Annotated in this window: 26 protein-coding genes; 12 read left to right on the top strand and 14 right to left on the bottom strand. The window is 64.2% G+C overall.

Features of this window, described 5'->3' with window-relative positions; genetic code table 11:
* The first annotated feature begins 124 nt into the window (after positions 1-124).
* The 3 genes from ASD80_RS11765 (at position 125) to lysA (ending at position 2,721) form a co-directional block, all read left to right on the top strand.
* The gene (locus ASD80_RS11765) at positions 125-985 is read left to right on the top strand and encodes a zinc-ribbon domain-containing protein (RefSeq protein WP_056232998.1); all 861 of its coding nucleotides are present in this window, start codon (positions 125-127) and stop codon (positions 983-985) included.
* Positions 985-1,395, top strand: a complete 411-nt coding sequence (locus ASD80_RS11760) for a response regulator (RefSeq protein WP_056232995.1) — start codon at positions 985-987, stop codon at positions 1,393-1,395. Before ASD80_RS11765 ends, ASD80_RS11760 begins: the two co-directional genes overlap by 1 nt.
* 72 nt (positions 1,396-1,467) lie before the next feature.
* The gene (lysA, locus tag ASD80_RS11755; protein ID WP_056233475.1) at positions 1,468-2,721 is read left to right on the top strand and encodes a diaminopimelate decarboxylase; all 1,254 of its coding nucleotides are present in this window, start codon (positions 1,468-1,470) and stop codon (positions 2,719-2,721) included.
* Here the strand turns inward: lysA and ASD80_RS11750 are convergent.
* Together ASD80_RS11750 and argH are read right to left on the bottom strand one after the other, a co-directional pair.
* Entirely contained in the window at positions 2,718-3,440 is a 723-nt protein-coding gene (locus tag ASD80_RS11750; protein WP_156460425.1) for a gamma-glutamylcyclotransferase, read from the bottom strand. The two genes, lysA and ASD80_RS11750, sit on opposite strands and share 4 nt — an antisense overlap.
* A gap of 65 nt (positions 3,441-3,505) precedes the next feature.
* Positions 3,506-4,954 (bottom strand): argininosuccinate lyase, encoded by a 1,449-nt coding sequence (gene argH, locus ASD80_RS11745; RefSeq protein ID WP_082555234.1) that lies wholly within the window; start codon positions 4,952-4,954, stop codon positions 3,506-3,508.
* Positions 4,955-4,968: 14 nt separating this feature from the next.
* Between argH and ASD80_RS11740 the strand changes: the two genes are divergently transcribed.
* Entirely contained in the window at positions 4,969-5,631 is a 663-nt protein-coding gene (locus tag ASD80_RS11740; RefSeq protein WP_082555233.1) for a redoxin family protein, read from the top strand.
* Here the strand turns inward: ASD80_RS11740 and ASD80_RS11735 are convergent.
* From ASD80_RS11735 to ASD80_RS11715, 5 genes are all read right to left on the bottom strand, one after another.
* Positions 5,628-5,846 carry a hypothetical protein gene (locus ASD80_RS11735; protein WP_156460424.1) on the bottom strand — a complete coding sequence of 73 codons (219 nt, stop codon included), beginning with the start codon at positions 5,844-5,846 and terminating at the stop codon, positions 5,628-5,630. The two genes, ASD80_RS11740 and ASD80_RS11735, sit on opposite strands and share 4 nt — an antisense overlap.
* Positions 5,847-5,863: 17 nt before the next feature.
* Complete coding sequence (locus tag ASD80_RS11730; protein WP_056232989.1) at positions 5,864-6,046, bottom strand: putative motility protein; 183 nt, start codon at positions 6,044-6,046, stop codon at positions 5,864-5,866.
* 116 nt (positions 6,047-6,162) lie between these two features.
* Positions 6,163-6,765 (bottom strand): cob(I)yrinic acid a,c-diamide adenosyltransferase, encoded by a 603-nt coding sequence (locus tag ASD80_RS11725; protein WP_056232988.1) that lies wholly within the window; start codon positions 6,763-6,765, stop codon positions 6,163-6,165.
* Between the two features lie 4 nt (positions 6,766-6,769).
* The gene (locus ASD80_RS11720) at positions 6,770-6,967 is read right to left on the bottom strand and encodes a twin transmembrane helix small protein (RefSeq protein WP_056232985.1); all 198 of its coding nucleotides are present in this window, start codon (positions 6,965-6,967) and stop codon (positions 6,770-6,772) included.
* A 21-nt stretch (positions 6,968-6,988) separates the two neighbouring features.
* A complete protein-coding gene (locus ASD80_RS11715; RefSeq protein ID WP_056232984.1) occupies positions 6,989-7,879 on the bottom strand; it encodes a LysR family transcriptional regulator in 891 nt (296 codons plus the stop codon).
* 85 nt (positions 7,880-7,964) lie between these two features.
* On the opposite strand from ASD80_RS11715, the gene ASD80_RS11710 reads away from it, so the two are divergent.
* Entirely contained in the window at positions 7,965-8,918 is a 954-nt protein-coding gene (locus tag ASD80_RS11710) for an NAD-dependent epimerase/dehydratase family protein (RefSeq protein ID WP_056232982.1), read from the top strand.
* Here the strand turns inward: ASD80_RS11710 and gluQRS are convergent.
* Positions 8,915-9,772, bottom strand: a complete 858-nt coding sequence (gene gluQRS, locus ASD80_RS11705; RefSeq protein WP_056232980.1) for a tRNA glutamyl-Q(34) synthetase GluQRS — start codon at positions 9,770-9,772, stop codon at positions 8,915-8,917. The genes ASD80_RS11710 and gluQRS overlap by 4 nt on opposite strands.
* 13 nt (positions 9,773-9,785) lie before the next feature.
* Here gluQRS and ASD80_RS11700 point away from each other — a divergent pair, with 13 nt between their 5' ends.
* The 5 genes from ASD80_RS11700 to ASD80_RS18515 all read left to right on the top strand — a co-directional run bounded on the left by ASD80_RS11700 (position 9,786) and on the right by ASD80_RS18515 (position 12,362).
* Positions 9,786-10,445 carry a DNA-3-methyladenine glycosylase family protein gene (locus ASD80_RS11700; RefSeq protein WP_056232978.1) on the top strand — a complete coding sequence of 220 codons (660 nt, stop codon included), beginning with the start codon at positions 9,786-9,788 and terminating at the stop codon, positions 10,443-10,445.
* On the top strand, positions 10,442-11,101 hold the full coding sequence (locus ASD80_RS11695) for an alpha/beta hydrolase (protein ID WP_082555231.1): 660 nt from the start codon (positions 10,442-10,444) through the stop codon (positions 11,099-11,101). Before ASD80_RS11700 ends, ASD80_RS11695 begins: the two co-directional genes overlap by 4 nt.
* Before the next feature lie 89 nt (positions 11,102-11,190).
* Complete coding sequence (locus tag ASD80_RS11690; RefSeq protein WP_056232976.1) at positions 11,191-11,748, top strand: HNH endonuclease; 558 nt, start codon at positions 11,191-11,193, stop codon at positions 11,746-11,748.
* Positions 11,749-11,805: 57 nt separating this feature from the next.
* Positions 11,806-12,066 (top strand): type II toxin-antitoxin system ParD family antitoxin, encoded by a 261-nt coding sequence (locus ASD80_RS11685; protein ID WP_056232973.1) that lies wholly within the window; start codon positions 11,806-11,808, stop codon positions 12,064-12,066.
* Positions 12,066-12,362 carry a type II toxin-antitoxin system RelE/ParE family toxin gene (locus ASD80_RS18515; protein WP_082555230.1) on the top strand — a complete coding sequence of 99 codons (297 nt, stop codon included), beginning with the start codon at positions 12,066-12,068 and terminating at the stop codon, positions 12,360-12,362. The genes ASD80_RS11685 and ASD80_RS18515 overlap by 1 nt, the downstream gene beginning before the upstream one ends.
* Here ASD80_RS18515 and ASD80_RS11680 read toward each other — a convergent pair.
* Together ASD80_RS11680 and ASD80_RS11675 are read right to left on the bottom strand one after the other, a co-directional pair.
* Positions 12,359-12,865, bottom strand: coding sequence for a disulfide bond formation protein B (locus tag ASD80_RS11680; protein ID WP_056232971.1), 507 nt, complete (start codon positions 12,863-12,865; stop codon positions 12,359-12,361). The two genes, ASD80_RS18515 and ASD80_RS11680, sit on opposite strands and share 4 nt — an antisense overlap.
* A gap of 84 nt (positions 12,866-12,949) precedes the next feature.
* Entirely contained in the window at positions 12,950-13,774 is an 825-nt protein-coding gene (locus tag ASD80_RS11675; RefSeq protein WP_056232969.1) for a DUF72 domain-containing protein, read from the bottom strand.
* Between the two features lie 152 nt (positions 13,775-13,926).
* Between ASD80_RS11675 and ASD80_RS11670 the strand changes: the two genes are divergently transcribed.
* On the top strand, positions 13,927-14,340 hold the full coding sequence (locus ASD80_RS11670; protein ID WP_056232967.1) for an MAPEG family protein: 414 nt from the start codon (positions 13,927-13,929) through the stop codon (positions 14,338-14,340).
* On the opposite strand, the gene ASD80_RS11665 is transcribed toward ASD80_RS11670, so the two are convergent.
* Together ASD80_RS11665 and ASD80_RS11660 are read right to left on the bottom strand one after the other, a co-directional pair.
* Positions 14,337-15,008: an outer membrane protein gene (locus tag ASD80_RS11665; protein WP_056232965.1), complete on the bottom strand. Its 672-nt coding sequence runs from the start codon at positions 15,006-15,008 to the stop codon at positions 14,337-14,339. The genes ASD80_RS11670 and ASD80_RS11665 overlap by 4 nt on opposite strands.
* Positions 15,009-15,143: 135 nt before the next feature.
* Positions 15,144-16,295, bottom strand: a complete 1,152-nt coding sequence (locus ASD80_RS11660) for a D-alanyl-D-alanine carboxypeptidase family protein (protein WP_056232964.1) — start codon at positions 16,293-16,295, stop codon at positions 15,144-15,146.
* Positions 16,296-16,454: 159 nt separating this feature from the next.
* On the opposite strand from ASD80_RS11660, the gene ASD80_RS11655 reads away from it, so the two are divergent.
* Positions 16,455-17,024 (top strand): DJ-1/PfpI family protein, encoded by a 570-nt coding sequence (locus ASD80_RS11655; RefSeq protein WP_056232962.1) that lies wholly within the window; start codon positions 16,455-16,457, stop codon positions 17,022-17,024.
* Positions 17,025-17,201: 177 nt separating this feature from the next.
* On the opposite strand, the gene ASD80_RS11650 is transcribed toward ASD80_RS11655, so the two are convergent.
* Together ASD80_RS11650 and ASD80_RS11645 are read right to left on the bottom strand one after the other, a co-directional pair.
* On the bottom strand, positions 17,202-19,658 hold the full coding sequence (locus tag ASD80_RS11650; protein ID WP_056232960.1) for a beta-glucosidase: 2,457 nt from the start codon (positions 19,656-19,658) through the stop codon (positions 17,202-17,204).
* Between the two features lie 86 nt (positions 19,659-19,744).
* A complete protein-coding gene (locus tag ASD80_RS11645; protein WP_056232958.1) occupies positions 19,745-20,167 on the bottom strand; it encodes a DoxX family protein in 423 nt (140 codons plus the stop codon).
* Positions 20,168-20,257 lie beyond the last annotated feature (90 nt).

Raw genomic sequence — 20,257 nt, 5'->3', positions numbered from 1 at the left:
TTGCCGGCACGAAAGCGGCGCAAATGTGGTGGATGGCGGAAGTACGGGAATGGTTTGAGGAGTTTTAACCCCCGCCCTTTAGGGTCGGCAGTGACCTATTCCGTCCTCCGTTCCGTCTGGCCCGATGATCATCACCTGTCCACATTGCCAGACCAAGTACCAGGTGACCTACGAGGCCATCGGCTCGGTGGGTCGCAAGGTGCAGTGCGCCCATTGCCGGCGGGACTGGCAGCAGCCGCCGCTGGACGTGGAAGAGGCTACGCCCGAGCAGAAAGATGCCTTCGAGGCCATGGCCGAAGACGGGCTCGACGAGGCCCTGACGGCCGAGGAGCGCGCGGTGGCGAGCGAGGTGGCGCACCGGCTGGAACTGGAACAGCAGATGCAGGCGGCCAGCATATCCAGCGCGGCCGCCAAGGCCGAAGCCGCCATCTTGCGCAAACGCCAGATGGCGTTCACGCGCCGGCAGACCGCCATGGCGGCCGATCTGCCGCTGGCGCGGCTGCGCCGGACGTCGCGGATCGCCGGCTTCGTCATGCTCGGCCTGATCCTGGCTACCGGCTATCTTGGCCGCATCCAGGTGGTGGAACGCTTTCCGGCCATGGCCGGCGTCTACGAGGCGGTGGGCATGGGCGTCAATGTCGTGGGGCTCGATTTTTCCAATGTATCGAGCCTGCGCACGCTGCGCGACGGCAAGGAAGTGTTGATCGTATCGGCCCAGATCGTCGGCATGATGCCCGAGCCGGTGCCTGTCCCGCCGGTGGTGGTGACGTTGATCGATGCGCAAGGCCGGGGCATTTATGAATGGAGCGTCGACCCCTCGGTGCGCGATCTGATGGGCGGCGAGCGCTCGACCTTCGACACCCAGCTTCCCTTGCCGCCGGGCGAGGCGACGCGGGTTCGCCTCAGCTTTGCGGGTGGGCAGAGCACCCCGATCGTCGCGGCGAGCGCGGCATTCAAACCCGATCCTATTCCGGAGCAGCATTGATGGCCCGCATTCTGGTTGCCGAAGACGATCCCTCGGTGCGCGCCTTCGTGGTCAGCGCCCTGACGATGAAGGGCCACGAGGTGGTCGCCGAGGAGGATGGCGGCCTTGCCGCCGAGACTGTCGACGCCGAAAACGGGCGTTTCGACCTGCTGCTGAGCGACATCAAGATGCCGATCATGGATGGCATCGGGCTGGCTCTGCATGTGGCGGCGAAATATCCCGATATCATTATTGTGCTGATGACCGGCTTTGCCGACCAGCGCGAGCGGGCGCATGGGCTCGAAGCGCTGATCTACGACGTCATCACCAAGCCATTCACCCTGGCCGATTTGATCGCCAAGGTCGACGACGCGCTTGCGGGCAAGCCGGTGGAAGTGCTGTCGCTGGCCCGGCAGGCGCGGGAGCAGTAGCGCGGGGAGCCTTTCGCGCGAGCCAATCGTGGGTTACAGACGGCGCCACCAGCCAGACGAAAGACCGTGCTCGTGACCATCAGACCAGACGCATTGCAGCCCGAGCTGCTCCAGGCCGCCCTCCAGGCTGCGCAGAATGTGGGCACGCCCTGCTGGCTCTATGAGGCCGAACCGATCCGCCAGCGCGTTGCGCAATTGCGGGCATTCGATTGCGTGCGCTATGCGCAGAAAGCCAACAGCAATACCCATATCCTGCGCCTGCTGCGCAGCCAGGGCGTGATGGTCGATGCGGTTTCGCTTGGCGAGATAGAGCGTGCCCTTCATGCGGGCTACCAGCCGGGCACGCCGGATCACGAGATCGTCTTTACCGCCGACATCATCGACGAGGCGACCCTACACCGCGTGGTGGAGCTGGGCATTCCGGTCAATTGCGGCTCGCCCGACATGCTCAGGCAGGTGGGCGAGGCCCAGCGGGGCCATCCGGTCTGGCTCAGGATCAATCCCGGCTTCGGGCATGGCCATAGCCGCAAGACCAATACCGGCGGCCCGTCCAGCAAGCATGGCATCTGGTATGACGAGCTGGAGGATTGCCTGCGCCTGATCGACGAACTCGGCCTGTCGCTGGTCGGGCTGCATATGCATATCGGCTCGGGCGTCGACTACCAGCATCTGCACCAGGTCTGCGACAGCATGCTCGACTGCGTGCGGCGGGCGAACCGGCCGCTGGCGGCCATTTCGGCCGGTGGCGGCCTCTCCGTGCCTTACCGGGCGGGGGAACCCGAGATCGACATCGACCAGTATCACGCCGCCTGGGACCGGGCGCGGGTGGAAGCCGAGCGAATCACCGGCAGCAAAATCCGGCTGGAGCTGGAGCCGGGCCGGTTCCTCGTGGCCAATGCCGGGGTGCTGGTGGCCGAGGTTCGCGCGGTCAAGAAGGTGGCAAACAACCACTTCGTCATCGTGGATGCCGGGTTCAACGACCTGGCCCGGCCGGCCATGTATGGCAGTCATCACGACATCTGCTTCGTCACCAGGGACGGTAGCCCGGTCTCGGGATATGTCGGGCCGACGGCCGTGGCGGGTCCGCTCTGCGAATCGGGGGACGTGTTCACCCAGGCCGATGGCGGCTACGTGGAATTCCGCGACCTGGCTTTGCCCAAGGTCGGCGATCTGGCCATCCTGCGCGATACCGGCGCCTATGGGGCGGCCATGTCGTCCAACTACAATTCTCGTCCACTGGCGCCCGAAGTCCTGCTCGATGGCGGAGAGCTGAAGGTGATCCGCAAGCGGCAGACGATCGCCGACCTCCTCGGTCTCGAAGCCTAGCGCCCGTCGGGCTCATAAGCGGCTTCGATGCGCTGGGCGACCAGCGATTGCAATTGCCAGAGATGGGGATCGTGAATGCCCATGTCTTCCAGGTGCTGCACGGTGGCGAAGAGATATTCGGCCATCGAGCCGCGCGAGCCGACCGCGGTGGCCAGCACTTCGGCAATGGCATCGATGCTGAGGCCGGAAACGTAGCGGCCGGAATTGCGGTCGATGCAGAAGGTGATGGCGCGGATCACCCGGTCGCCGCTGCGCACATTGACCCAGCGGGGCGGGAAGGGCGAGGGAAGCCAGCCCATTTCGCGTTCCAGCAGTTTGGTCATGGCCTCGTCGATCTGGCCCGGCGGCAGGCGATAAAGCACGCCATTGCAGGCACCGCCGCGATCGAGGGCCAGCATCAGGCCGGGATTGGCATCGCTGCCGCGAAAGCGGTTGTTCCAACCGAGGCAGAAGGAACGGTGCCAGCCATGCACGCGGCCGGTACGCATCTCGACAAAGTCGCAGGCCGGCTTCCAGATCAGCGAGCCATAGGCGAAGATCCAGACCTCGTCATGGTCGTGGTCGGGCCCGAGCAGGGCGTCGATGGTGCGCCGATAGTCTTCCGGCGCCGTCGCACGCAAGCCCGATGGCGGTGGCGGCATGTCCTCGGAGGGATTTTCGGGCCTGAGATAGCCGACATGACGCTCGGTGAGGCGCATCTGTCGGGATTGTTTACGCACTGCTCTCTCCGATCCTGCCCTTCTCCTCTTGAGGGGAGAGGGGCAGGATCGGGGCTCCCCACAAATTATTCAACCCCGCCATCACCATGACCGGCATGCTTCTTCTTGCCGAGCGGGCGGGGCTCATGCTCCTGGCCGGTCAGTTGCGTCTTCCAGCGGGCGGCCTGAACAAGCACATTGGCCGGGGCCGTGCCGCCATAGCTCTGCCGTGCGGCAACCGAGGCCTCCACCGTGAGAACCTTGTGGATGCGGCTGTCGATGCGCTGATCGATGAACTTGAAGTCCTCGATGGTCAGCCCTTCCAGCCCGCAATTCTTCTGCTCGGCCAAAGCCACGATCTGGCCGGTAATGTGATGGGCGTCGCGGAAGGGAATGTTGATCTCGCGCACCAGCCAGTCGGCAATATCGGTGGCGGTGGAGAAGCCGGCCGAAGCCGAGGCGCGCATGCGCTCGCGATTGGGCATGAGGTCGCCCACCATGCCGGTCATGGCGGCCAGCGACAGGGAGAGGGCGTCGAGCGCGTCGAAGGCGACTTCCTTGTCTTCCTGCATGTCCTTGGAATAGGCGAGCGGCAGTCCCTTCATCACTACCAGCAGGCTGGTGAGCGCACCGAGGATGCGGCCGATCTTGGCGCGCACCAGTTCGGCCGCGTCGGGATTGCGCTTCTGCGGCATGATGGAGGAGCCGGTGGTGAACTTGTCGCTCAGCCGCACGAAGCCGAACTGGGCCGAACTCCAGATCACCATTTCCTCGGCGAAACGGGAGAGGTGCATGGCGCAGATCGATGCGGCGGCCAGGGTTTCGAGGATGAAGTCGCGGTCGGACACGGCGTCGAGGCTGTTGGCCGTCGGCCGGTCGAAGCCGAGCGTTTCGGCCGTCATGTGCCGGTCGATGGGGTAGGGCGTGCCGGCCAGGGCGGCCGAGCCCAGCGGGCTTTCATTGAGGCGCTTGCGGGCGTCCAGCAACCGTCCGGCATCGCGGCCCAGCATTTCGACATAGGCGAGCAGGTGATGGCCGAAGGTCACCGGCTGGGCGCTTTGCAGGTGGGTAAAGCCGGGCATGATGGTTTCGGCTTCTTCTTCGGCACGGGTGACAAGTGCCAGTTGCAGCGTCGTGACCTGGGTCACCAGCGTATCGATGGTGTCGCGGACATAGAGCTTGAAATCGGTCGCTACCTGGTCGTTGCGCGAACGGGCCGTGTGCAGCCGGCCGGCGGCATCGCCGATCTTCTCGCGCAGGCGGCTTTCGACATTCATGTGAATGTCCTCCAGAGCCCGCGAGAACGTGAAGCTACCGCCCTCGATTTCGGCTAGCACCTCGGCTAGACCGGCAATGATGCTGTCGCGGTCTTCATGCGTCAGAATGCCCGTCTCGGCGAGCATTGTGGCATGGGCGATCGATCCGGCAATATCCTGGCGGAACAGGCGCTGGTCGAAGCCGATCGAGGCGTTGATTTCTTCCATGATGGCGTCGGGCCCGGTGGCAAACCGTCCGCCCCACATCTTGTTGCTCATTGCTGGAGACCTCTATGACCGACACGCAAGCACCCCGCCCCGGAGCGACGAGCCGCGTCCGGCTGTGGGTCATCCTGGGCCTCATGGGATTGGCGGTAGCTATAGCCGCGTGGGTCTGGCTCGGCAATGCCGGGCAGGCAAAGGAATGCCCGGTGCAGGCCGAAGAGGCTGCGGCCATCGGCGATGCGGCCATGGGGGAACTGGCGGCGCTCAACGGCACCGGCGAAGGGCGCGGCTATGCGACCATGGCCTTCAAGGATGCCGGCGGCCAGGACATGACCATCGCCGATTTCAAGGGCAAGGCGCTGCTGGTCAATTTCTGGGCGAGTTGGTGCGTGCCCTGCCGCGAGGAAATGCCGGCGCTCGACGCATTGGCGACGAAATACAATTCGGACGTGTTCATGGTGCTGCCCATCAATCTCGACATTGGCGAGGGTGGGCTTGAAAAGGCGCAGGCCTTCCTCGACGAAAACAGCTTCGCCGACCTGCCGCTCTATGCCGACAATACCTTTGCCGCTTTCGAGCGGCTCAAGCAGCAAGCGGTGGCGATAGGCCTGCCGGCGACGCTGGTGCTGGATGAGAATGGGTGCGAACTGGCCGTGCTGCAGGGCCCGGCACATTGGGACACGCCCGATGGTGAAGCGGTGATCGAAAAGATACTAGAGCTAGGGGTCTAAACCAGCCGATCCACCACGGCGCCGGAATCGATCAGTGTCGGTTCGACTTCGTCTGCCGGCTTGAACAGGGCCTGCTGAGCCTCTTCCTTGTCGGCCGCGACCATCAGGTCCATGCGCAGCTTGGCGACCTTGGCCAGGTGAGGCGTTGTGCTATCGCCTTCCCTATGGACAAGGCGGTTGACCATGACGGCTGGGCCAATCCCAAGGGCGCTCATTGGCGGTCTCCTTGCTGCTAGGCCGTTTTGTCGACCTTGATGCCCTGGCCGGGCGGGGGCGCCGACTGTGATACCTCGATCAGGGTGTTGATCAGGTCGGTCTGCATCTCGTTGGCTTTTTTGAACACGGCAATCTGCATGCTGTTCTGCAGCTTGATCGAGTTCATCTGCATCATCTGCATCGAGAGGTCGGTATTCATGCCGGACCTCCTTTTCGCTGACAGTCCACCATCAAGCCTAGGCGGCGGATGTAAACAAAACCTTTGGCAATCATGGCAATTTAGTGAAACTTGCAGTGGTCCGTCGCCGAAGCGACCTAATCCTTGCCGCCCTTCTTGACGTCGCCATTGTTGCCCGGAATCCAGAGCACATCCTTGACGCCGTTGTTGTTGGCGACGCGCGCCAGCACGAAGAGCAGGTCGGAGAGGCGGTTGAGGTAGCGCACGGTTTCGGGGCTGGTATCGGGCTCGGCCTCCGCCAGTTCGACGGTGATGCGCTCGGCCCGCCGGGTTACGGTGCGCGCCACGTGCAAGGCCGCCGCCAAAGGCGAGCCGCCGGGCAGGATGAAGCTCTTCAGCGGCTCGATATCGGCATTGTAGTGGTCGATCTGCCTTTCGAGGAACTCGGTCTGTACCGGTCGGATGCGCAAGGTGGGATAGGCGTCATCAGCCGCGTCGGCGCCGGGGGTTGCCAGGTCCGAGCCGACATCGAACAAATCGTTCTGGATGCGGCCCAGCAGCATATCGATCTTGGGCATCGAGGCGGTGTGGAGGCGTGCCATGCCGACAGAGGCATTGGCTTCGTCCACCGTGCCGTAGGCCTCGACCCGCAAATCGTATTTGGGGCGGCGCGGGCCGCGCACCAGGCCGGTGGTGCCGTCGTCGCCGGTCTTGGTGTAGATGCGGTTGAGCTTGACCATGAGATCAGCCGCGGCCGCCGAAGAGGAACAGCGCGGCCAGCAGCAGGATCAAGGCCACCGCCTGGCCGGCGACGCGCAGGCGCATCAGGCGCTGGCTGGTATTGCCCGGCCCGCCCTTGAGCATGTTCCACAGGCCCATGCCGAGCACGATGACGACGAACAGCAAGGCGAGGGCGATGGCGATATTGAGAGCGGTCTGCATGAGGTCCTGCCGATAAGGTTGCTAGGCGTTGATATAGGTGAGGAGACCCTCGGCCAGCGCGTCATAGATGGCACGAATCCGGTGCGACGTGAACAAATCCCTGTGCGTGGTCAGCCAGATTTCGAGTGGTGGAATAGCCAGGTCGATCGGCAGGGCGACGATGCCGGGGGTGCGGCGCGCCATGTTTTCCTGGGCAAAGCCAATGCCGAGGCCGGCCTTGATCAGCTCCCACAGATGCGGTTGGTCGTCGGAGCGCAGGGCGAAATTGTCGCGGGTCAGGGTGATGCCGAGGCTGCGCGCATGCAGCAGGATGGCGTCGGACCGATCGAAGCCGATCAACTCGTGGCTCCACAGCGCATCGATCGATGCCGGCGTGCCACGGCGCGCCAGATAGCGCTCGTGGGCTGCCGGCACCAAAGCAATGTCACCCAGCCGACGGGTGACCAGTTCGAGTTGGGTGGGGCGAAACATGCGAATGGCGATATCGGCCTCGCGCAGCAACAGGTTTTCGGCCGAATCGGAGGGCACCACCTCGATGGCGATGCGCGGGTGCCGTTCCCGGATGCCAAGCAGCAGGTCGGGCAGGACATAGTTGGAAATCATGGCGCTGGCGGTGATCCGCACCGTGCCGCCGGGTTCGGCCTGCGCCCCTTCGGCCAGCATGGTGGCGGTTGCGAGCTGGGCTTCGGCTTCGGACACCGGCCCGTAGAGCTGCAGCGCCGCGGCAGTCGGCTTGAGGCCGGTCAGCGTGCGCTCGAACAGCGGCAGGCCCAGGCTGGCCTCCAGCGCCTCGATATGCCGCCCCAGCGTCGGCTGGCTGAGCTTGAGCGCCCGCGCCGCCGCCGACAGCGACCCATTGGCGACAACGGCGGCAAAGCTGCGCCACAAAGACCAGTCCGGTTGCCTATTCATGCTTGAATATCAAACCCACGAATTACGAGAATGGTCCAACATTATTGCATTGGGCATGCTGGTGTCATCAACAAAGGAGCACGTCATGTCCAAGGGTAAGGTTACGGTTCTCGGCAGCAATGGTCACCTCGGCAATGCCGCCATGGTGGCATTTCGCGATGCCGGCTGGCAGGTCACCGGACTGGGGCGCAGCAATCGCCGCCCGGTTGAGGGTACACGCTTCATCGCAGGGGATGCCGACGATGTCGCCGTGGTCAAGGCCGCCATCGCCGATGCGGATGTCGTCGTCCATGGCCTGCATCTGCGCTATGACCTGTGGGGCGATGGCCGGGCCGAGGCCCAGTTGCAGGTGGTGATCGACGCCATGGCGGGCAGCGGCAAGACGCTGCTGTTTCCCGGCACCATCTACAATTACAGCGCCGGCGACCGGATCATCGGGCCAGACCTGCGCCAGCGCGCCGAAGCGCCGCGTGGCGATATCCGCATCCGGCTTGAGCAGATGCTTAAAGCGGCGGCGGAGGCGGGCCAGTTCCAGGTCATTATCCTGCGGGCCGGCGATTTCTACGGGCCGGGCAATCGCGGCGAGTGGTTCGAGCAGGCCATGCTGATGGATCATGCCAAGGGCCGGCTCTACCACCTGGGCGATCTCGACAAGCGCCATTGCTGGGCCTATCTGCCCGATCTGGGCCGCGCCTTCGTGGCGCTGGGCGAGCAGCGCGGGCAACTCGCCGCCTTCGAGAACCGGCATTTTGCCGGCCACTGGGTAACGCATCGCCAGATGATGGCGGCGATCCAGCAGGCGGCGCCGGCGCCGCTGGCGGTCAAGCCGATGCCGTGGTGGCTGTTGCGGGCCCTGGGGCTGGTCAATCCGGTGATGCGCGACATTTATCGCATGCGCTATCTCTGGCTCAACGAAATGGAGCTGACCGATCCGCGCCTGCATGCCCTGCTGGGTCCCGGCTTCGTCACCCCGCTCGACGCAGCGGTGCGGGCGACGGTGGAAGAACTGCTCGGCGCGCCGCGGCGCGCGGCGGCCTAGAAGCCCACCGCGCGCTGGACATCGTCCGGCGTCCACCCCCTGGCCCTGAGGTCGGCAAGGCTTTCCGAGCCTTTCGATTTGCTGAGCTTGCGGCCGGCATCGTCGAGAATCAGGCGGTGGAAATTGTAGACGGGCGACGGCAGGCCCAGCAGCATCTGCAAGAGGACATGGATATCGGTGGCCGCCTCCATGTCGCGGCCGCGGGTCACATGCGTCACGCCCTGGGCCGCATCGTCCATCACCACGCTCAGATGATAGCTCGTGGGCGTGCCCTTGCGCTGCAACACCACATCGCCCCAGCGCTCGGGCCGTGCATGGCGGATTTGCGGGCGGTCGGTGACCAAAGGGCCGGCCACGGAGAAGGTCAGCATGCCGGTGCTCTCGATGGCCTTGGCGGTATCGAGCCGGAACTGCACTGGGTCGCCGCGCTCCAGCCGCTCGATCTGCTCGCCGCGATCCAGATGCCGGCAGGTGCCGGGATAGAGCGGCGCGCCATCGGGATCGGTGCCATCAGCGGCGGCGGCAATGTCGCTGCGCGAGCAGAAGCAGGGATAGAGCAGACCCTGGTCGCGCAGGTGGTTGCCCGCATCGGCATAGGCGTCCATATGCTGGGACTGAAGCCGCACCGGTTCGGGCCAGTCGAGGCCGAGCCAATGCAAGTCCTCGAAGATCGCGGCGGTGAATTCGGGTTTACTGCGTTCGGCGTCGATGTCTTCGATCCGCAGCAAGGCGGTGCCGCCGAGCAGGCCGGCGGCCTGCCAGGTATAGAGCGCCGAAAAGGCATGGCCGAGATGCAGCAGCCCGTTGGGGCTGGGCGCGAAACGAAGGACCGGACTGGATGACGGATTTGGCACGGGGCGTTTTTACATGAACCGGCTTGCGCCGTCACCGCGCCTCGACAGCGTCGCCGCCATTGCCGGCCATATCGATGCCCTGGTGGAGATCGATCCGCGGCTCGCCGCGGTGCGCGACTTTGCCGGCGATGTACAGCCGCGCATCGCCCAGCGCGGCTTTGCCGGCATGGTCAAGGTGATTACCGGCCAGCAGGTGTCGGTGGCCAGCGCCAGCGCCATCTGGGCCCGGTTCGAGCAACTGCCCGGAGCGCTCGATCCGGTGACCTATCTGTCGCTGAGCGAGGAGCAGGTGCGGGCGGCCGGGTTCTCCGGGAGCAAATTCCGCACCGTGCGGGCCATCGCCGAAGCCATGGTGGCCGGCGAGCTGGATTTCGACCATCTCGAAACCCTGCCAGCGGAGGACGCAGTGCGCTATCTCGTCGCCCACAAGGGTATCGGGCCGTGGACGGCCGAGGTCTATCTCATGTTCTGCGCCGGCCATCCGGATGTGTTTCCTGCTGGCGACCTGGCTCTGCTCAAGGCGGTGCAGCACGGGCTCGGGCTTGACGCTCGTCCCACCATCAAGGACATGATCGGTATTGCCGCCGGCTGGACACCGCATCGTTCCGCCGCGGCCCTGCTGTTCTGGCGCTATTTTGCGGTCATGCGCGACCGGGAAGGAATCCTTTTGTGACCAAGCTCTCCGGCCCCATGCTGCCGCCCGCCTCGGGCGGCCTGCCCAAACAGGCCGTTGTGCTGCTGCATGGCTATGGCAGCGACGGCAATGACCTGATCGGGCTGGCGCCGCACTGGCAAGGCATCTTGCCCGACGCAGTGTTCATCTCGCCCAATGCGCCCGAGCCCTGCCGGCGCCTGGCCTTCGGCTTCCAGTGGTTCGACGTCAGCATGGAGGGCGATCGGCTGGCGCGGCGCCAGGAGGGCGTGGCCGGTGCCCGTCCGGTGCTGGTCGAATTCCTTGATGACCTGTGGAGCCAGAGCGGCATCGGGCCGGAAAACACCGTGCTTGTCGGTTTCAGCCAGGGCGCGATGATGGCGCTGCATACCGGGCTGTCGCTGGAAAAGCCGCTGATGGGCATCGTCGCCTTTTCCGGTGCCTTCGTACCGCCCGAGGGTTTCGGCAGCCGGCCGCTGGCCAAAAGCCCGGTCTGCCTGGTGCATGGCGACAGGGACGAGGTGGTCGATCCCGAACTCAGCGCCGATGCCGAGGTGGCCCTGCGGCTGGCGGGCTATGACGTCGCCTATCACGTCAGCGAAGGGGTAGGCCACGGCATTGCCCCGGATGGGTTGGCTTTCGCTACCGCCTTCATCCAGAGAATTGCCGCGAAATAAGCCATCGCTTCCCGCTTCACAGCCCTGACACAAAGGGCTTAGTATAAGGGAGCTATGGACTTACTCGATTCCCGCTCCGGGAGACTCAAGTGACGATCCACGTGTCGCCTGAGGCCTGTCCCGCCCTCGTGCTGAATGCCGATTTCCGGCCTCTCAGCTATTATCCCTTGTCGTTATGGTCGTGGCAGGACGCCATCAAGGCGGTGTGCCTGGATCGCGTGAACATCGTGTCGCATTACGACACGGTCATCCATTCCCCCAGCTTCGAGATGCAACTGCCCAGCGTCGTCTCGCTGCGCGATTACGTGAAGCCGGCGCGTCACCCGGCCTTTACCCGCTTCAACGTGTTCCTGCGCGATCGCTTCCAGTGCCAGTATTGCGGCTCCAAGGATGACCTGACCTTCGATCACGTCATTCCGCGCTCCAAGGGCGGCCAGACCACCTGGGAAAATGTCGTGGCCGCCTGCGCGCCGTGCAATTTGCGCAAGGCCAATCGCCTGCCCAGCGAAATCCGCATGTTCCCGCACCAGAAGCCGTACCATCCGACGGTGCATGACTTGCACAATAATGGTCGCGCCTTCCCGCCCAATCACCTGCACCAGAGCTGGCTCGACTATCTCTACTGGGATATCGAGCTGGAGCCGTAGGCTTGCAGGCTGGCGGTCCAATAACTATTATTGGCGGATCTCAGGCGGAGAAAAGCCATGGCCATCAGCGCAGAACTGGGCGACACCCTCGAACAGGTCGTGACCGACCTCGTCGAAAACGGCCGCTACAATTCCAAGAGCGAAGTTTTGCGCGAAGGCGTCCGGCTGGTGCAGGAGCGCGAAGCGCGGTTCCGCGAACTGGACGCGAAAATTCAGGCGGGGCTGGACGATATCGAGGCGGGTCGAGTGACACCTGCGGAAGAGGTTTTCGCCGAACTACGAGAGCTTATTGAGCAGATTGCTCGCAAGGCGTCGTGATGCACGTCGTCTTCGCCGACGCGGCGCGAGCTGACCTGCGAAACATCACCATCTTCATTACTGGTGATAGCCCATCGCGGGCGCGGAGCTTTGTTGCCGAACTCGCGAGTGCTTGTACATCGTTGGCTGACAAGCCGCTCCGCTATCCGCTCATACCGGAATACGAGGCCAAGGGCCTGCGCCGTCGTCCTTACGGCAACTACGCTATCATCTACACAGTCGGTGCCAATACCATCACCATCGCGCGCGTGCTGCATGCGGCGATGGACCTGGATATTGCGCTGGGCGGCAGTTAGCCCCGCCTATGCCGCATCTGCGCCGCGATCGAAATGCCCAGCAGCGCCACGACGGCTACCGAGACCAGCGCATTATAGCCGGCCAGCGAAATGCCCAGGAAGCGGAATTGCACCACGTCGCAGCCTATGACCGGGGTCAGGTTGCTCAGCGCGTCGAAATCCATGCTCTCGCCGATCCCGGTGCAGGCGGTGGGGCCGGGCCAGAAGCCCCATTCGACGCCGGCATGGAAGATGCCCATATAGGCGCCCCAGACGAAGATGGCGGCGACGATGGCCATGGCGATATACCATACGGTCAGCGGCAGGCGGTTCCAGGTGAGCAGAACGACCAGCAGGATGGGCAGGCCCCAGTAATAGGCCAGGCGCTGTTCGAGGCAGAGTTCGCACGGCGTGAGACCACCGATGAATTGCGAACCGAGCGCCCCCAGGATCGCCATCAGTCCCAGTATGAAGGCGAGGCCGGCCGATGTCTTGTCGAGCGGGTGAAGGATGGAGGCAGCCATGCTGGAGACTTTCGGATGACGCTGAAACAGGGGCTGGCATAGACCGCCATTGCGGCCGATTCCAGAGAGCAAACAGGCTTGTGATCAATCGTCCGGCAGGCTGATGCCGGCGGCCTGGCGCAGGGCGATGGCATTGGCAGGGGCGTGCAGCTTGTCCTCGTGGACGAAATAGGCAAACACGTCCTTGCCGGCCTCGGCCCAGGTTTTGACCGTGCCGGCCCAGTCGGCGATATCGACATTCTGGTAGCCGTCACCGCGTATCGGGCCCTGCAGCCGGCAATAGGCGAAATCAGCGGTCAGTTCGCGTGACGGATTTTCGGCGGTATCGGCGATGACCCGCGCCACATTGTACTCGGCCAGCAGCGCATTGACCTCGGGCAGATCGAAACTGGCATTGCGCATTTCGATGGCATGGCGGATCGGGCCGACCCCGTCGGTGGTGAGGAATGGCACGGATTTGAGCCGTTCATCCGCCTTGCCGGCCAGGGCGACATAATCCGCTATGCTCCTGGGCAGCAGCTTGAGAAAGTTGGCCAGCACGTCTCTATCGTAGCTGACATTGGGCGGCAGTTGCCACACGAAAGGTCCGAGCTTGGCCCGCAAAGCCAGCGGCCCCGAGGCGAAGAAATTGGCCAGCTCCTGCTCGCAATTCTTGAGCCGCTTGATATGGGTGACCAGTTGCGGGCCCTTGATCGAGAACACGAAGCCCTCGCGCGCCTCACCGGCCCATTTGGTGAAACTGTCCGGCTTCTGGTTGGCGCGGAAGGTGGCGTTGATCTCGATGCTGCCGAGGCGGGAGCTGGCATAGGCCAGCTCCTTTTTCTGCACCAGCCCCTGGGGAAAGAAGGTGCCGCGCCAGGGTTCGAACACCCAGCCTGCCGTTCCAGTGCGTATTGCGCCAGTCGTCATGCCGAGAAGTCCTTCGCTGTCTTTACCTCGGGCAAGCTACCGCAAACCGTCAGGTTCCGCATCGAAATATGCGCATGATAGGCGCGCCCGCTTGCCAACCGGAATTTTCGGACCGACCCTATTGGCCGAACGGACGGCTTCTGGAGCGACAAATGGAACAATACACCCTGAGCATTGTGGGCTTGCTGGCGCTTTGCCTCATCTCTCTTGTCCTGGCCGTCTATTCAGGCCGCTCGAAGGGGGCGGCGCGCGCTTTGGCGGGCCCGGTGCTCGATGCGCGCGACGACAACAGGCTTTACCGCATCGATCGGGTTCACATGAACTCGGTCGAGGCGTTGACGCCGTTCGCCATACCGGTGGTGCTGGCGATGTTGCTCGGGATGGAGCCCGTGCTGCTCGCCGTGCTGGTGTGGCTGCACCTGGTGCTTCGGCTCATCCACCTGGCGGTCTATCTGCGTGGCGGCGAAGCGGCCAAGGGCGGCAAGTTGCGGACAGTGCTCTACGTGTCGTCCGCCCTGGTGACCCTGGTGCTCATCCTGGTAACGGCATGGACCGCCGTTACCTAGAACTTGTAGTTCAGGCCGGCGCGCACCACGCTGAAGCGCTGGGAGGCATCGATATTGCCGATCGGGGCGGGCAGGCCGCTATAGGTCTGGGTGCCCAGGTCGACATAGAGATATTCGGCCTTGATCGAGATGTTCTGGGTGGCCTGGGCTTCGAGGCCCACGCCGGCGGTCCAGCCCATATGCGTGGCCGATTGCGAGGTCACCACGCCGTTATCATAGCTGGCCGAGCCGCGTCCCGCAGCGATACCGCCGGTGACATAGGGCATGACCTGGCCAAAGCTCATGCCGGCGCGGCCGCGCAAGGTGCCGTAGAAGTCTATGCCGGTCTTGAAGGTGCCGCCCGGAACGGCTTCGGAAAAGCCGACATTGGTCCATTGCAGGTCGCCTTCGGCGCCCAGGATGAAGCCGCCCATATCCATATTGTAGCCGGCCTGGCCGCCCAGGCTCCAGCCGCCGGTGCTGTTGGTCGCCTGCGGGCCGGGGGCGGGTGTCACGGTCTGGGTGCCCCAGCCATAGCCGCCGCTGACGCCGGCATAAAAGCCCGACCAGCCCGAAGCGGGGGTGGGAGAATACATGGGGCTGGCGCCGCTGTTCCAGCCGAGATCGGCGGCCTGTGTGGTGGCGGTCAGCGAAAGGATCGCGGAAAGCATGATGCCGATACGCTTCATGGATGTCCTCGTCTGCAACAGGATGAAGGTTTTCGGCAAAATGCGACCGAAGAAATTAACACCCCGGTAAGGAACAAGGTTAACGCCATGCGGTATCGGCATGGCGCATCGTCACCTCAGCGTGAGGTGCGTGCTCTAGAAGCTGGGGCGCGGGCGTGGAAACGGTATGGCACCGTCGCTGGCCGCCGGCACGCCGGGGCGCAGATCACCACTGAGCGCCGCTTCGGTCGTCGGCGCGGTGAAGACCGGCAGGTGGATCGGGCGCGGCCGCGGCAGATTCACCCCCACGGCGATACGGCCCAGGTCGGTCGCCACATAGGATGCCGCCAGCACCGTGTCGGTGAGAAAACTCGGCTGGCCCTTGAGCCCCATGGGAAAGGCCGCTTCCTGGGCCGCCACATAGGCCTTGGCTTCCTTGCCGCAGATCTGTGGCCGCATGTCGACCGGCAACGCGCCGGGATTGTTGCCCAGCGTCAGCACGGTCTGGCCGGTGGGGGTGGCTGCGCCGCTCAGCCCCCGCAGGATCAGTTCGGCGGTGCGCTCGTTGCGATCGCGGGCCGAGGCGCCGCCCAGGAGCACGGCGAGCAGGCGGCGGCCGTTGCGCTCCACTGTCGCCACCATGTTGAGGCCCGAGGCGCAGATGAAGCCGGTCTTCATGCCGGTGGTGCCGGCAAAGGCCTCCAGCAGCCTGTTCTCCGATTCTAGCTTCTTGCCGTTGAGCATCACGGTGCCGGTGCCGAAGATGGGCAGGTATTGCGGGAAGCTCTGGCGGATATAGAGCGAGAGCACGGCGAGGTCGCGCGCCGAGGTGACCTGCGCCGGATCGTGCAGGCCATTGGGGTTTTCGTAGTGGGTCGCGGTCAGCCCCATGCGGGCGGCCGCATCGTTCATCAGCGCCACATACCCGGCTTCGTCGCCACCGATGGTCTCGGCAATGGCCATGGCCATGTCGTTGGCCGATTTGACCAGCATGATATAGAGCGCATCCTGCATGGTAACGGCGCTGCCGATGGCGAGGCCCGATTTGGACGGCGCCTCGTTAAAGGCGTGGCGGGAGATGACCACCGGCGTATCGAGCGTCACCTTGCCGGCGGCGATCTGCTCGAAGGCGACATAGGCGGTCATCAGCTTGGTGAGCGAGGCCGGATGCCAGGGCTGGCCGGCCTCCTGGGCGTAGAGCACGTCGAAACTGTCCATATCCACCAGCAGCATCGGATTGGCGCGGGCCGGCGCAAGGCTCAGCAGCGCCAGCATGAGGACGAGGACGAAACGGCGGGCGAACAGCAAGGGGAAACGGCTCCGATAGCGCGGGGAAGGCGGCATCCTCTTAGCAGCGCGGGCGTTCCACCTCAATGCGGCCCGGCCCCGCTGACAGGCTTTTGAACCTGCTGACACAGGCTGTCGCGCGGCTGCACCAGTTTGTGCCCAACCAACAGGAGCAACCAGATGACCATGATTGTCACCATTCTCACCCAAGGCTATGCCGATTGGGAAACTGCCTTGCTCAACGCGGCGGCACGCTCCTATTTCAATATCGACACCAGGTTCGCGACGCCCGGTGGCAAGCCGGTCGCCTCGTCAGGCGGCCTCAAGGTAACGCCGGACATGGCGGTGGAAGACATTGATGTGGGCGCCATCGATGCGCTGGTGGTCAATGGCGGCGCGGCCTGGAGCCAGGCCGATGCGCCCGATATCGGCAGGGTTCTCGTCGCCGCGCGCGACGCCGGCAAGACGGTGGCCGGCATCTGCGACGGCACGCTGGCGCTGGCGCGGGCCGGGTTGCTCGACGATGTCGCCCACACGTCCAACTCGACCGACAACCTCACACCGACCGGCTACAAGGGCGCGCCACATTATCGCGACCAGCCCGATGCCGTGGTAGCCAAGAGGATCGTCACGGCGCCCGGTACGGCGCCGGTCAGCTTCATGGGCGGCGTGCTGGAGACACTCGGCCTCCGCGACGACAACCTGAACTACTATCTCGGCCTGTATGCGGCAGAGCACAAGGCGGCTTGAGGGCTTCCCTTCTCCCTTGAGGGAGAAGGTGCCCGAAGGGCGGATGAGGGGTGTCGCGCTATCCAAGGGCATTGAAAGCATGGGATGGCGCAGAACCCCTCACCCTGGCCTTCCGCTGAACGCGTCAGGCCGACCCTCTCCCTCAAGGGGAGAGAGGGAGAAGGATAGAGGCTCCGCCTAAACCGGCAACATCAGCGTCGTGTTGCGCGTCACGGTCCCGCTTAGCGGTAGGTCGGCCGAGGACAAGCCGACGCGTAGGGTGAAGCTGCCGTCTTCGACCAGCCAGTGTTTCGCTTTCACCCGGTAGAAGGCAAAGGCCCGGGCATCCAGCGCCAGTATGATCTGCCGGGTTTCCCCGGCCGCCAGTTTCACCTTGCGGAAGGCCTTGAGTTCCTTGGCCGGGCGGGGATCGGATGAAACATCGTCCGACACATAGAGCTGCACCACGGCGCTACCTTCGCGGTCGGATGTGTTGGTCACGGTGGCGTTCACCGTCACATTGCCTTCGGCCTCGAATTCGGCGTCATCGATGACGAGGTCGCTCACCGTAAAACTGGCATAGCCCAGCCCGAAACCGAAGGGGAAGAGCGGCGTCAGGCCCAGCCGGTCATAGTGGCGGTAGCCGACGAAGATGCCTTCCTCGTAGCGCACCTTGCCCTCGAAACCCGGATAGACTTCGCGGTCCTGGCTATGGGCCGGGTTGTCAGCCCAACGCAAAGGAAAAGTCTGTGGCAGGCGGCCCGAGGGTTCGGCGGCGCCAGTCAGGACGTCGGCAATGGCATTGCCGGCTTCCTGGCCCGGATACCAGGCCTGGAGCAAAGCCGCGACCGAGCCGATCCAGTCCATTTCGACCGGACCACCGGTCTGCAGCACCACAATCGTATTGGGGTTGGCATTGGCGATGGCGGCCACCAGTTCGTTCTGTCGGCCGGGCAGCTCGATCGAAGGCAGGTCGCTGCCCTCGGTGTCCCATTCGCCATTGCGGCCGATGAAGACGATGGCGGTATCGGCATTGCGGGCCACGCGCACCGCCTCGGCAATGGCATCGTCGCCCAGCGGCAGGCCGATGCCGGCGGCAAAAGCGGCGAGTCCCAGCGTGGCGAAATCCTTGGTGGCGAATTCGATCGTGACCTCGTGGGCCCGGCCGGCTTCCAGCGCCACCGTGCCGACAACCTCATCGCAGCCTTCCTCGAAAAAGGTGCGGCCCTTGCTCCAGTTGGTCCAGGCATCGGCAATCAGCTTGCCATCGACGAAGACCCTGGCGAAGCCGGCCGAATAGATGCCGACACGGTGAGTGCCGCTCACCTCGGGCGTATAGCTGCCGGTGAGGCGGGCCGAGAAATGCAGGGGATCGACCTTGCCCTCGGCGACATGGCCGATCCAGAAGGCCTGCGCGTCGTCCTGCATGCCGATATGCACCGGCGCGCCATCCAGCTTTTCATTGGCGAAATATTCTACCCTGAAGCTGCCACGCAAAACCGGCTCGAAGCGGTGATTGGTGCAGCCCGGCGCATAGCGCAAACGCTCCTCGCCCACGGCAGAAACCAGCCCCTGCCAGGGCGAGACGCGATAATGCGCGTTGAGCTGGGCGCTACCGCCGCCCATGATCTGGGCAATCCTGGCATTGGGCCCGATAACGGCAATGGTGCCGTCGCCCTTGAGCGGCAGCGCGCCATTGTTCTTGAGCAGCACCGCGGCCTCGGCCCCGGCGCGGCGGATCAGGGCTCGGTGTTCGGGCCGGTCATCGGCCATTTCCTTGAAGTCCCTGTGGTCGTCGAGCGAGCCCACCCGCTCCATCAGCCGCAGCATGGCGATGACGCGCTGGTTGAGCGTCGCTTCGCTCACCACGCCGGATTGCACCGCCTCGATCAGCTTCTGTCCGCGATCGCGCGGCGGGCCGGGCATTTCGAGATCGAGCCCGGCATTGACGGATTCGGCTGTGGAATGGCTGCCGAACCAGTCGGACATGACTATGCCGTCATAGTTCCAGTCGTTGCGCAGCACGTCGGTCAGCAGCCAGTCATGCTCTGACGTATAGGTGCCGTTGAGCCGGTTATAGGAGCTCATCACGCCCCAGGTCTGGGCCTTTTTCACTGCCCATTCGAAGGGGATGAGATAAATCTCGCGCAAAGCCCGCTCGTCGATCTCGCTCGACATGGTGGTGCGCTCGATCTCGCTTTCATTACCGACGAAATGCTTGATCGTGGCGCCGATGCCCTGGCCCTGCAGGCCCACGATATAGGCCACGGCCAGTTCGCCCGACAGGATCGGGTCTTCCGAATAGCATTCGAAATTGCGCCCATTGGTCACCGAGCGGTGGATATTGACCGTGGGCGCCAGCAGCATATGAGCCTGCTTGGACTTGACCTCGTCGGCCAAAGCCGCGCCGATTTCCTTCACAAGATCGATATTCCACGTCGCGCCCAGCGCGATGCCGACCGGAAAGCTGGCCGATTTGACGCCGCCGATCAGCGAGCCACCGCCACGCGCGCCATTGGGGCCGTCGGAGACGCGCAGCTTGCCGATGCCCAGCCGTGCTACCGCCGGAACAGACCAGAAATCCTCGCCCGAGAGGATCGACACCTTTTCACCCAGGGTCATCTGATCGGCAAGGGCTTCGATGCGGTCGCTCATGGAGCCTCCTTCACGTCACGGCAGGCCGACAAGACAGCGCCACACTGGCGCTGTCAACGCAGATTATCGATAATGTTATCTGCAAATCAGCGTGGGCTGATCGGCGCTTTGCGCTCGCGGCCCCACAGCACGAAGAGCGACAAAGCCAGCAGCACCAGGTTCATCGGCAACACCATGAATTCGCCGCGCGAGATATGCACGCCCATGGCCAGGACCTGGATAACCGAGAAGCCCAGGGCCGCCAGCGGCGTCAGCCGCGGCATGATGCGGGTCAGCGCCGGCAGGATGATGCCGATGGCGCCCAGGATCTCCATGGTGCCGATGAAGCGGGTCAGCAATTCGGGAAAGTCCACGGCATAGGCCATGCCCATGGCGGCCAGGCCCTCCATGGTCTGGCTCACCTTGTTGAAGCCGGCAAAGCCATACATTACCGCCAGCACGACCTGCGCCGCCCAGAGCCCGATATTCCACCCGCTGCGGCCGGTGGCGCCGTTGGTCACGTCGGTCATGCACGTTCCTCCCGTTGATTCGACTTTTGTACCCTAGGCACAATAGAGAACCGTGTTTATATTTGTGCCTGAGTTACGCACAAGAAGGAA

The sequence above is a fragment of the Devosia sp. Root635 genome, assembly GCF_001427605.1.
Classification (GTDB): Bacteria; Pseudomonadota; Alphaproteobacteria; order Rhizobiales; family Devosiaceae; genus Devosia.
The sequence above is the reverse complement of the archived record's forward strand: the minus strand, read 5'-3'. Positions and strand labels throughout refer to the sequence as shown.